This is a genomic window from Paenibacillus haidiansis (genome assembly GCF_036553665.1).
GTDB classification, from domain to species: Bacteria; Bacillota; Bacilli; order Paenibacillales; family Paenibacillaceae; genus Fontibacillus; species Fontibacillus haidiansis.
The window spans coordinates 1-11,457 of record NZ_JAZHPZ010000030.1 but is presented as its reverse complement, the minus strand read 5'-3'; the positions used below and the strand labels follow the sequence as shown (position 1 = coordinate 11,457).

7 protein-coding genes and 5 pseudogenes are annotated in these 11,457 nt (G+C 44.1%); 3 read left to right on the top strand and 9 right to left on the bottom strand.

The window, feature by feature from the left end; all coding sequences use genetic code 11:
* Positions 1–313: 313 nt before the first annotated feature.
* The 4 genes and pseudogenes from V3851_RS26495 to V3851_RS26480 all read right to left on the bottom strand — a co-directional run bounded on the left by V3851_RS26495 (position 314) and on the right by V3851_RS26480 (position 3,195).
* A pseudogene (locus V3851_RS26495) lies at positions 314–1,578 on the bottom strand (IS110 family RNA-guided transposase).
* Positions 1,579–2,213: 635 nt separating this feature from the next.
* The gene (locus V3851_RS26490; RefSeq protein ID WP_281281607.1) at positions 2,214–2,342 is read right to left on the bottom strand and encodes a hypothetical protein; all 129 of its coding nucleotides are present in this window, start codon (positions 2,340–2,342) and stop codon (positions 2,214–2,216) included.
* A gap of 84 nt (positions 2,343–2,426) precedes the next feature.
* Positions 2,427–2,945, bottom strand: coding sequence for a M15 family metallopeptidase (locus tag V3851_RS26485; protein ID WP_246061406.1), 519 nt, complete (start codon positions 2,943–2,945; stop codon positions 2,427–2,429).
* A 4-nt stretch (positions 2,946–2,949) separates the two neighbouring features.
* Positions 2,950–3,195, bottom strand: coding sequence for a phage holin family protein (locus tag V3851_RS26480; protein ID WP_246061414.1), 246 nt, complete (start codon positions 3,193–3,195; stop codon positions 2,950–2,952).
* A 913-nt stretch (positions 3,196–4,108) separates the two neighbouring features.
* Here V3851_RS26480 and V3851_RS26475 point away from each other — a divergent pair.
* A complete protein-coding gene (locus V3851_RS26475) occupies positions 4,109–4,297 on the top strand; it encodes a DUF4177 domain-containing protein (protein WP_128630800.1) in 189 nt (62 codons plus the stop codon).
* 662 nt (positions 4,298–4,959) lie between these two features.
* Here the strand turns inward: V3851_RS26475 and V3851_RS26470 are convergent.
* The 4 genes and pseudogenes from V3851_RS26470 to V3851_RS26455 all read right to left on the bottom strand — a co-directional run.
* Positions 4,960–5,779 (bottom strand): annotated as a pseudogene (locus V3851_RS26470) (SulP family inorganic anion transporter); the annotation flags it as partial.
* 771 nt (positions 5,780–6,550) lie between these two features.
* Positions 6,551–7,090, bottom strand: coding sequence for a hypothetical protein (locus V3851_RS26465; RefSeq protein ID WP_178075695.1), 540 nt, complete (start codon positions 7,088–7,090; stop codon positions 6,551–6,553).
* Between the two features lie 15 nt (positions 7,091–7,105).
* Positions 7,106–7,543: pseudogene (locus V3851_RS26460) on the bottom strand (DinB family protein); the annotation flags it as partial.
* A gap of 261 nt (positions 7,544–7,804) precedes the next feature.
* Positions 7,805–8,029: a hypothetical protein gene (locus V3851_RS26455; protein ID WP_128630801.1), complete on the bottom strand. Its 225-nt coding sequence runs from the start codon at positions 8,027–8,029 to the stop codon at positions 7,805–7,807.
* A 514-nt stretch (positions 8,030–8,543) separates the two neighbouring features.
* On the opposite strand from V3851_RS26455, the pseudogene V3851_RS26450 reads away from it, so the two are divergent.
* Positions 8,544–8,791, top strand: a pseudogene (locus V3851_RS26450) (NAD(P)H-dependent oxidoreductase); the annotation flags it as partial.
* A 303-nt stretch (positions 8,792–9,094) separates the two neighbouring features.
* Here the strand turns inward: V3851_RS26450 and V3851_RS26445 are convergent.
* The gene (locus tag V3851_RS26445; protein ID WP_331849407.1) at positions 9,095–9,604 is read right to left on the bottom strand and encodes a phosphotransferase enzyme family protein; all 510 of its coding nucleotides are present in this window, start codon (positions 9,602–9,604) and stop codon (positions 9,095–9,097) included.
* A 275-nt stretch (positions 9,605–9,879) separates the two neighbouring features.
* On the opposite strand from V3851_RS26445, the pseudogene V3851_RS26440 reads away from it, so the two are divergent.
* Positions 9,880–11,144, top strand: a pseudogene (locus tag V3851_RS26440) (IS110 family RNA-guided transposase).
* Positions 11,145–11,457: the final 313 nt, after the last annotated feature.

Here is an 11,457-nt window from a genome sequence, read left to right as displayed (position 1 = left end):
ACCCTGAGCTAAACATGAAAGCAAAGAATCCAGGGGGAGTCGGTGGCTGGGGACTATAGAAAGGGCATGCGGGAACAAGGGTGTTGTGTCCAATACCCACTTTGTTCCATATCATGCACGTCTCCACGTCACCCTAGCGATTCTCACTCCCATGTCTCAACGGGTCAAGCCCTATCATTCCTTCGTCACATCTAACTAAGGGGTGGAGGTCGGTTTTTCTAACGGAACGGGTCCGAGCCCTTTTGCGCAACGTCTCCCGATACTCCGTGCTTCTTGTCATCCTGCGAATGCATCAACTGGTGAAATAACGCTCTTAAGCCGCTTGCGGAAACACTTTAGCTGAACTGTATGCTTCGTTGCTCTTTGCCAGACTGACGAGCATTCGAGCCACTTTACCGCATAGTTTCATAATGGATTTCATTTTCTTGAGCTTTTTCACATCGACATTGTAGTGGTGCAGGGCTCTAACATCCGGATTAGTCATAACCATGCACATCGTCATGAGATAAAGGAAGCGCCGGAGACGAGGGCGGCCACGCTTGCTAAGTACCATTTTTCCACGCCATTTCCCTGAGCTGGCTTCAGCCAGGTTAAGACCTGCATGTCGAAGTAAAGCATTACCGTGAGCATAGCCACTCAGATCACCGGCTTCACCTAAAATACCGGCTAAGCTGATTGCATTACACCTTGAATAGCAAGCATCTTCTTCGCATAAGGGATGCGCTTAAGAACGAGTTGGAGTTCATTTTCGATTTGCTCAAGCTGACGTTGGGCCAGGTCGTATTCTTCGAGTAATTGACTTAAGTGCAGCTTGTAGGCGTGCAAAGCCTGTGTAGCGCCAACGCTGCGTTTAGCCAATGCGATGAGCTGCGCGGCTCGCTGCAAACCCGCGTGACGTTTCACATATTGTTTCCAGCCGGCTATGACTTGCTCGGTTGTTAAACGGCTAATTTCTGTAGGAAGAGGAAAGAGCCTTAATGTGGCAATGCTACTTGTGCAGGTTAAGATTTTAAAGACTTGCCGCAGTTCCGGGAACACAATATCTACCCAGCGATGAATCTGGTTAACAGCGCTATTAAGCCGTTTGGTAACCGTGTCTCGGTTGGCCATGAGAATTCGCAGTTCCTTGTAGGCTTCCGGATTGAAACGTACGGGGGAATAGTAGCCGTTTTTGACCATATCTGCGATGACAAGCGCGTCCTTACGGTCGCTTTTAGAGGGAGTATTGTCCCGATTTTCCTTGTTCTTTTTGACGAGGTGGGGATTCACAAGAACCGCCTCAATCTCTTGCTCTGAAAACCAGCGAGCCAGACTCAGCCAGTAGTGGCCGGTAGGTTCCATACCTACAATAACTTTGCTCAGTTTGTAAGATTTGAGTAGATCTCGAATCCAGCGGCTGAACAGCTGAAATCCCTCGTCGTGGTTGCCAAATTCCAGCGGCGATCCTAGAGCAATTCCCCGAAAGCTGACCGCACGGGCGACGTGAGTCTCTTGGGCAATATCTACGCCGACAACCAGATGCGATGAGGAAATGTTTTCAATGAGTTGATTTTGCTTGTCTTGAGCTTTAAACTTCATAGTAGAGCGACCTCCTAGATGGTGAGATTAAAAGGGCTGTAGACCCGTTTCCAACTCCCATGTTACAGAGGCGCTCTTTTTTGTACAAAGTCCAAATTATTCATTCTACAGGAATTCTAACGGAGAACGTTAGTTCCAGAAAAAGGAGCAATTGCCAGCGGCAGCGCTTCTTTCTTTCATTAAGCTAGTCGTAGTTAATACTTCACACGGTTTATAGCTTAGACTGCATATTTAAACGTGCAAGCTTCGCGCACATAGAATTCATCGCCGATTTTTACAGAGTAATCTGTGATTTCAATGATTTTCCCACTGCCGACCATCTCTTGACCCATAAACACTGCCACAGGGATCTGCTCTATCATGGCTGTATGGAAATGCATTGGGGAAGTCAGTGGCTTCATGAATTTTTCATTTATTTCACCTCTCCCCGAAACTTTACCATATTACAAAGAATGGTAAAACAAAAAGGCCGCCCAATTGGACGGCCCAAGAAAGGAGAACGCAGGTGCAGCCAGAGCATGCACACATTTATTTTGGATAAGACTGGTTTATTTTATACCTGTAAAAGAAAAAGACCCTGCCAGCACATAATGTGCGATAAGGTCTTTTGGATTTATCTTTAACCCCTTCAGTGACTATTCCGGCGGTGTTTGGTTACCCGTCACATTCGCCAGCCGTTCCAGGGCCGCTGTGCGCTTCTCCAGTCCTTGCAGCGCCTCGTTCTGTTCCTTAACCTTTGCCTCGAGCTCCGTTACATTGCTCATACACTCCGCCGCCTCCAATGCCTTGATATTATCGATGCCGCTTGCTCCTGGGCCGCGGTGGGACACTTGCCCGCCTGCAGCTGCTTAATTGTCAGGCCGAAACATCATTTCAAAATGCGGGTAATCCTTGAAGCTCTTCCGGTCACCACCCCATGCGGAACCAAGCAGCTTTGCCTGTGTAACGACCTCGATCCAGTCTGCTATGCCGTCGTGGTCGATATCCGCAATCATATTATAGCGGCCCTTTATCCGCACGAAGTCAACGGCCAGCCCGTAATTGTGATTCGATTCCCCAGGCTTGGCCTGCGTAACGACTTTCTCGCCTTTGGCTTTGCTCGCCGCCGTTCGGCCCTGCTTATACATCTCCTGTTGCTGAGCAGCCGATCGGTAGCCCCATGTGATCCTGATCTCGACACCGCGCTCATAGCACCTCTCGATGAGCTTTTCGCCTGCGTATTTCAAGGCAGGATTCAAATTGAGAAACGCCGGCGCTGATCTCGCCTTGATTTCTTCAAGCGTTGCCACCTTTTTCATCCCCCTTTTCTTCTCCGCTTTTTGCTTCAAACATCTCAACAGCAATACCTTCGCAATATAAATACCCATCCTGCTAGCGTTCTCCAGGATACTTAAAAAGCTCATTCGCGATATAGAAGCAGATCACGGCATTCTGAAAATGCTGCAAGTTACCCAGCGCCATATCGATAAAATGCGTTATGGTCACCAGGAGGAAAATGGTCACCTTCCGGGCGATCCCGTAGTATCCTTTCCGACTCCTCAGTTCTCCGTTAATCCAGGCCGCACCCCACCCCGTCAACCAATCGGCCACGACCAATATCAGAAGTGAATTTATCAAGATGCTAGACCCTCCAAACATGTATCCTATCCCGCCACCGCCCCCCAGCCCTGTAGATACCGATTTTATGAGCTTGGATTTTTAATCGATGCAGAGTAAGTCACATGAGGACGATATTTGTCCAAGATATTTGTTAATTTATCTATGGTAAAGGGTATGGTACCTCATTTTGGTACATCTCACTTTGGGTGGTAATTTTCAGTGTCTCGAGAAACAATCGTCAAGTTCACCCTTCCTTTAATGAGTTATAAACATGGTTGGAGCTTCAATGTGACTAGAGTAACTTATCTGGATATTGGAAATAATGTACATATAAATTGTATAAAGGGGAAGAGGTATGAATTTCCTAACGATATTAAATTGTAGAAATATTATTTTTGAGAAAAGTGGTCGCAAGTCCATCTCACAAATGACGATTCTGCAAGTTGGGATTTACATAAGGTACTCTTCTTGGTTCTCAAGTTGCGGGAAAAGGGCTCGCAAGTTCAATTCTGGTTTGCTGCTACTTTTTAGTAGTCCTTTATCTTAACGAATGGGTCTCGATAAAATGTAATTTAGCTGAAAAACTATTAGTGGAGCCATTCCTGTTATACAGATGGAAAGTTGTAATATGAAAAGGCTTCGATTAACCGTTAACGATCTAAAGAAGGCTATGAATTGGAATCTTTAAGTTTCGACCAAATTAAAGAGGGTACGATTGAAAATAATGGAGAATTCGGAAACGATAATGGCTCATACGAAACCACAATAGGTAATCTAGAACAAATTCTAAAAGCGAATTTTCCAAATGCAGAGATTCCTCCGTAAGCCAAGAAAACACTAATCCGTCTCAATTACAATACCCACTTACAATAAATTACGATTGCATGTCCAGTATATATTAAAATGAAACATCATATGTAGGAGGATCCAAATGGAAAGAGAACCATATAAGGTGGAAGTTTCAAAATTACTAATCGATGCCACAGAATGGGAGATCCAAGAATATTTAAATAAAATGTTCTTAGAAGGATGGAGACTGCATAGTGTTACCCCCATGCAGGTCAATGGTACAGTCCGCAACATTGTTTTTATTTTTGAGAAGGGGGCTACCATTATTTGAAATGAAGATAAGTAAAGAATCATGGTTTTGGAGTCTTATCTTAACAACGTGCCTACTCCTCCTCGCTTAAAGATAATGCAAAGAGATATGTAGACTAGAAATAATTTTTTGGAGGCAGAAGACCCCAAGGGTATGGGACAGCTGAAGTGGTAGGAGGTATTCTCCTAATCTGATTATCAGCATTTATGTCGACGTCAAAATCCGGGATTACGGCAAATGCTGAATTAATCCGGGCTGGTTGTTTCCGCAAATATTTTTGTTCCAAAATACCATATTATTAATTGGCAGACGAAAACAGTGCCTTACTTGTTACCCAAATTATTACCCATATAATAAAATCTGCTACTAAAAAAATCAAGAGATAGATAAGAAACATACCTCATACCGTTTCCTCCTAAAGAAGATTAACTATCATCGGTTTGACTGCGACTTGATAAGATGACAATTGCCATTACTATTATGGCTATGGCGAAAACAACCTAAAGATGGTTCTCCCTCCCCCAACCTTAAATTTTTTATAATGCATTGGGGGGATGGTGGCCCTCTTTCTTATTGCTTCAATCATGTTTATAAGAGTCAAGGCTCGATGGTTTCCCAACATTTAAGCATATTAAGAGCTAAACATCTCGTATTGGGAATGAAGACTGGAAACGCATCGTAGGTTATGTCCTTGCTGGATCTGGCTTCAAGTTCTTGGCCACTTCTTGTTGAGGCCCTTTGTTCGATAATGAGGTACATTCACGGAATGCGAATTGCTTACAGTCCAGACACTTATTTAAGTCCAGTTGCGAAAGAGCAAAGTTAAGAGCCTCACCGGTATGCCCAAAAAAAATGTTCGGCCCCAATCCGCCAAACTTTTCGAAATGCTTTACTAAACTAGCCAGATTTGATTCGCCTGTTGTATCCATTAAGGGTACTTATCCCATGCGTAGAACTAATACTTTTGGTCTCAAATGAATCGTATCCATGATGGATTTTTCAAACATGTTCGCCGCGCCAAAGAAAAGGGGACCTTTAATGGTGTAATTTCCGATATGTGGACAATCATGACCTTCGGTTACCATATGGGCTTTCACTTTCTCATTTTTGGCTGTAGGGTCGGGCATTACTTTGGAAAAACAAGCAAGCTGTCACTCATACGTTTCACAAATAGAAGAACAGCTAAGATCTATCCGACGTCAACTGCAATCGTTAAATTCGTAAAGCCCGTTAACAAAAAGGTAATGAGGAGGATAATGGAATCAATCGCTCTTTTTGGTTTTCAAAACGTGAGCGAATTCTTTCCTTTCACTCATATTCCAAGCGACGAGCATCAGTATTGGAGCCATGCTAGCAAGTGGGATCTCCGATGCTTAAGGTGCGAACAAAATGAGCACCAGCAGAACCAACAATGCCATGGATGACACCAGACAAAGGCGAAACTGCACCATTTTTGATATTGGTTGATGTCCGTGCAATGGCTCCTTTTGCCGGTATCCCCCCATGTCCCTCCCTGATTGGTTCCGCGAAAAAGGTGAGGAGCTCTGCTCCTCACCCTGCCTGTTGTAATCTCCCTGTCAACCCAAACTTAGAGGAAAATCTGCAAACGTACCTTCCAACTTTAGGGAGATAGTTACATTATTACCCCGCAGGCGTACCCTTATACTCAAATGAACTTTATTCACATTTGGTTGGAATGATTTCTGAAGAATAGCCCTTTTTTAACTACATTATCCATGCTTCTCTCTCTTAAAATTTGATTATTTAACACAGAACCCTCCAAAGGGCCTGCTAGGCTGAACGCATTTCGGGTTTCGCCATGCCTCGTAAACAGTTCGGAATTTACCAACAGCCTTCTGGTTAAAAAGTCCAATCCATAATGAAAAATTAGTTGAGTCGATTTTCTTTACCGCTGGTGAGTGAGGTCGTTAAGGCCATGGTGTCACGAACCCATCTGGACTACAATGGCCACGGAGCACCGGTATGTCGCTCCTTTTGGAAGCACGGGGTTAGATTAATCCTTTTCTGGTAGTTGCCCAGTCTTCAATTTCAACTGCCGTAAAATGTTATGGATATCCTGTTCGAGCTCACTTGCGGTTTGGTTGTTCACAAAAAGTCCATCACCGCTTGCGGACGTTATGCTGATGATGAAGAAAAGATGAAGAAGCTCATGTAAAGGTTATTACAGGGTAAATACTTGGTCATAATAAAAAACTGCACCTCCCAATTGTTAGTTTTTCGAACAAGTGGGTGCAGTTCACTTATCGCTCTTTATTATATTTGTTGGAGTATGGATATCCAGATTCTCAAGCCTGTCACCCATAGCGTCAATGCAGAGCCAAAACCGATAAAAGTAGATGTCGCAATCAGGGATATACCGCTAAGGGTGGCATTAATTGGTAAGAGGAAAGTAATAATACCTAAAATACATAGAACTACACCTGTACCATAATAAAAATTTTCACGAAACAATCGAGCTAAAGGAAAAAAATGAATACCAACGATGATAGCCATGATAGGGAAAAAGGCTTCAAAATGATTGAATATGTTACAAATCACACTTGCAATTAAGATCGCAAGACCTTCTAGAGCAAAGATCAAACCAAATTTTCGATTTATTTTTTTCCATTGTTCCCTCTCTTTCGGTGTAACAGCATCGTTCATGTTGCGAGCTTTACCAAAAAGCGAAACGGCTCCGATCAGTAAGATTAAAGTCACAATACCCGAAAAAACAAGTAACCATGGAGCTCCAAGCTCATGGGAACCAATAATACCAATAGCAGCCCAAAGCGCTCCAAAAAAAGTCATAAACATTTTGCCATTCCTCGCAGCCGAGGGACCGTAGAGGCCCGGCACCGGAATACCAAGAAGCCGTAAATAAACCCCGAGCTGCGCCCGGTGGTACCATGTGGCTTAATCCGAAGGTGTGAAGCACTATCGCCCGCGGTTGACGCAGGATGATATGGTCCCCGTTTTGTAAGGTCTATTCCTCGCCGAGCCCTTTTTCGTCGCACTCGGCTAACAGCTTTTCATGCTTGATGACTTTCGCGTCGAATTCCTCCAGCACGTCTTCGCGTCTTTCCAAAGGTTCTCTCCTGAGAGGCACGTCGAAAGATCCAACTGAGTAAAGAAAAATCGCGACTTGCCAGTTCAGCAGATTTATCAGTGGCCAGCCCGCCGAGCGTCATCGATTTCACGTGCGGCTTCCACGTCATGTGTTCCTCTGACAAGGCTCCATAATACGACGCGTAGTGGCCACTCATGCATGGCGTCTCCGACGATCAGTTGGTTCCACCATAGATTCCCCCTCCTCCCTAATACGAAATCTAATTTAATCTATACTAACATATATTGTAAGTTCCTGCACGATAGTTGCAAGATGCTTCTTTACCCATCAGTCGACGATTTCGTCGCAGGTCACATTGGCCACATCGCCGGTAATTACGCTGGCTCGTTCGGAAGCCATTAGGACAGCCGCATTCGCTACGTGAACTGAAGTCCCCGCCGCATACGGCTCCAGGCTGCGGATCAGCTCATGACATGCTGGTCTTTACGATACGGCCCCATAACCCTCTCCTTTCGCTCAAATTCACCTAAAAAATGTCCTAGCCATATCATATCGACCTGGCTCCTCCTCCATTTGTAAAGTTCCTCAAGTCCGTGATGAGAAGGTAAGTTGTGTGGACAGGCAGGGTAATTTTTACATTGATCAATGATACGCCGGATCAATTTGAATTTTTCCTCGTTGTCCATAGTCTTCTCCTCCCTTCAGTTCTGGGGCTTTATGTGCCCTTGTCTATCCGGTCGATAATAAGCACGGCCACCTCATCCGGATCACGCTGAAGCAGGCTGGCGATTTCTTATAGCCCCCTCCTTTGGTTCCACATTTCCTCAAAACGAGTAACCTCGTACTCGTTCCAAACAAAGTTCAAATCCTCGCCAGCAAGGTAGATGGATCTTCTGCGTGAGCGGCAAGAGGGTTCCATGAAACGGTGCAGCCCTCTTTTATGGTGACTTGCGGGGGTTCATCCTCTCTATCCCATGCATTCTAACTTTCCATTCTTTTCTCATCTCCATTCAATATCGTTATCTGTAAAAAGAGGTACTAAAGGGATGAAATACGGATTTTATAAATCCGGACAAACTTCAAGGAGCTGTCCGTTTGTTTGAAAGGCAATCCTAAATTTTTTATTGATCATTGTCACTGATATCTTCCTACGGTTGTCTTCTTTGATGTACAAACTAAAAACAAAATGGAGGAACTTAAATGAGCAAACTGTTAGTTATTAATGCACACCCAAAAGTGGATTCTACTTCTTCATTCAGTCAAAATGTATTAAATTACTTCATGAAAATCTATAAAGAGAATCATTCAAATGACGAAGTTATTGAACAAATTAACTTATACAAGTTATACCCGTGATAGACCAAACTGTTTTAAGCGCATGGGGAAAACAAAGCCAATGGAGAAGAATAACAAGCGAAGAGCAAGAAGTAACCGGGCGTATGAAAGAGGGCAACAAGCTCAAGATTTAGCATGCCTAATTTTTATGACTTTAAGTCATCATTTTTCCTTACAATAGCCGTTTAAGAAGTTGCTATAGTAAAGCTTTGCAATCTCTTTCCTTACATCACCAGACACAACCCACGGAATCGGGATTTCGTAAGATAATGGTGTAGCAATATCAGAAACAAACCAGCTATATTCCGTCTCGCCATAGTCAATTATAAAGGCTTTATCCTTGTCATTAAGATAATTGCCAGGGCTAATATCCCCTTGAATAAGGCCTTCCTTCGGTAGATCGTTAACTTCAGTCATTAAACGATCAAAGTTATTGTGTATTCTAACGGACAATACTTATTAAATGAAGCTAATAGAGCATTATTATCACACTCATAGCGTGAATGTTGGGACGAATAATTAAGTGAAAACTTATGTATTTTCCCAACCATTTGGCCGATATTTTCATAAATTGTATTACTCTCCTCGGCTATTACAGCATTTCTGCCGGGGGCTTTCTCAAAAGCTGTCACAACAAAGGTTTCGTAAATTATATGAATTAGATCACCTGATAAAGACTGAATAGGCCTCGCTACTTTCATTCCGCAATCAGCCAGGAACATGATAAAATCTAATTCCGCTCTAGTTAATAATTCATTCCGATGTGTGACATGAGCAATTCTTAAAATCACTTCACGATCTCCGACTATCCCAGAGTAAACGAAGTTTTGAAACCCATTTAATTCGATCATCGAGTTTTTGCAAATACCGTATAGTTCTGCTGCTTGTTTTAAAATATCGTGATTGAATAGCTGTTTAATCTTCAACTCCATTCAAAATTCTAAAATAATCTAATTCTAGTCGAAATGAATTGATTGAGTAAAATAAAAAACGGTTTTAATTAAACTCTACCCGTTAGGAAAAAGGCAGCTGGCTTTTGGTCAGCTGCCTTCAAATGTCTTCATTGAGCTATAGTTTCCCGTTAGAATTCCTGTAGAATGAATAATTTGGACTTTGTACAAAAAAGAGCGCCTCTGTAACATGGGAGTTGGAAACGGGTCTACAGCCCTTTTAATCTCACCATCTAGGAGGTCGCTCTACTATGAAGTTTAAAGCTCAAGACAAGCAAAATCAACTCATTGAAAACATTTCCTCATCGCATCTGGTTGTCGGCGTAGATATTGCCCAAGAGACTCACGTCGCCCGTGCGGTCAGCTTTCGGGGAATTGCTCTAGGATCGCCGCTGGAATTTGGCAACCACGACGAGGGATTTCAGCTGTTCAGCCGCTGGATTCGAGATCTACTCAAATCTTACAAACTGAGCAAAGTTATTGTAGGTATGGAACCTACCGGCCACTACTGGCTGAGTCTGGCTCGCTGGTTTTCAGAGCAAGAGATTGAGGCGGTTCTTGTGAATCCCCACCTCGTCAAAAAGAACAAGGAAAATCGGGACAATACTCCCTCTAAAAGCGACCGTAAGGACGCGCTTGTCATCGCAGATATGGTCAAAAACGGCTACTATTCCCCCGTACGTTTCAATCCGGAAGCCTACAAGGAACTGCGAATTCTCATGGCCAACCGAGACACGGTTACCAAACGGCTTAATAGCGCTGTTAACCAGATTCATCGCTGGGTAGATATTGTGTTCCCGGAACTGCGGCAAGTCTTTAAAATCTTAACCTGCACAAGTAGCATTGCCACATTAAGGCTCTTTCCTCTTCCTACAGAAATTAGCCGTTTAACAACCGAGCAAGTCATAGCCGGCTGGAAACAATATGTGAAACGTCACGCGGGTTTGCAGCGAGCCGCGCAGCTCATCGCATTGGCTAAACGCAGCGTTGGCGCTACACAGGCTTTGCACGCCTACAAGCTGCACTTAAGTCAATTACTCGAAGAATACGACCTGGCCCAACGTCAGCTTGAGCAAATCGAAAATGAACTCCAACTCGTTCTTAAGCGCATCCCTTATGCGAAGAAGATGCTTGCTATTCAAGGTGTAATGCAATCAGCTTAGCCGGTATTTTAGGTGAAGCCGGTGATCTGAGTGGCTATGCTCACGGTAATGCTTTACTTCGACATGCAGGTCTTAACCTGGCTGAAGCCAGCTCAGGGAAATGGCGTGGAAAAATGGTACTTAGCAAGCGTGGCCGCCCTCGTCTCCGGCGCTTCCTTTATCTCATGACGATGTGCATGGTTATGACTAATCCGGATGTTAGAGCCCTGCACCACTACAATGTCGATGTGAAAAAGCTCAAGAAAATGAAATCCATTATGAAACTATGCGGTAAAGTGGCTCGAATGCTCGTCAGTCTGGCAAAGAGCAACGAAGCATACAGTTCAGCTAAAGTGTTTCCGCAAGCGGCTTAAGAGCGTTATTTCACCAGTTGATGCATTCGCAGGATGACAAGAAGCACGGAGTATCGGGAGACGTTGCGCAAAAGGGCTCGGACCCGTTCCGTTAGAAAAACCGACCTCCACCCCTTAGTTAGATGTGACGAAGGAATGATAGGGCTTGACCCGTTGAGACATGGGAGTGAGAATCGCTAGGGTGACGTGGAGACGTGCATGATATGGAACAAAGTGGGTATTGGACACAACACCCTTGTTCCCGCATGCCCTTTCTATAGTCCCCAGCCACCGACTCCCCCTGGATTCTTTGCTTTCATGTTTAGCTCAGGGT

What these genes read in the sequence shown, in the direction of transcription:
- V3851_RS26490 (WP_281281607.1), bottom strand. Translation starts at nt 2,342, where the DNA reads ATGAGCAATGTAACGGAGCTCGAGGCAAAGGTTAAGGAACAGAACGAG.
- V3851_RS26485 (WP_246061406.1), bottom strand. Translation starts at nt 2,945, where the DNA reads ATGGGTATTTATATTGCGAAGGTATTGCTGTTGAGATGTTTGAAGCAA.
- V3851_RS26475 (WP_128630800.1), top strand. Translation starts at nt 4,109, where the DNA reads ATGGAAAGAGAACCATATAAGGTGGAAGTTTCAAAATTACTAATCGAT.
- V3851_RS26465 (WP_178075695.1), bottom strand. Translation starts at nt 7,090, where the DNA reads ATGTTTATGACTTTTTTTGGAGCGCTTTGGGCTGCTATTGGTATTATT.
- V3851_RS26455 (WP_128630801.1), bottom strand. Translation starts at nt 8,029, where the DNA reads ATGGACAACGAGGAAAAATTCAAATTGATCCGGCGTATCATTGATCAA.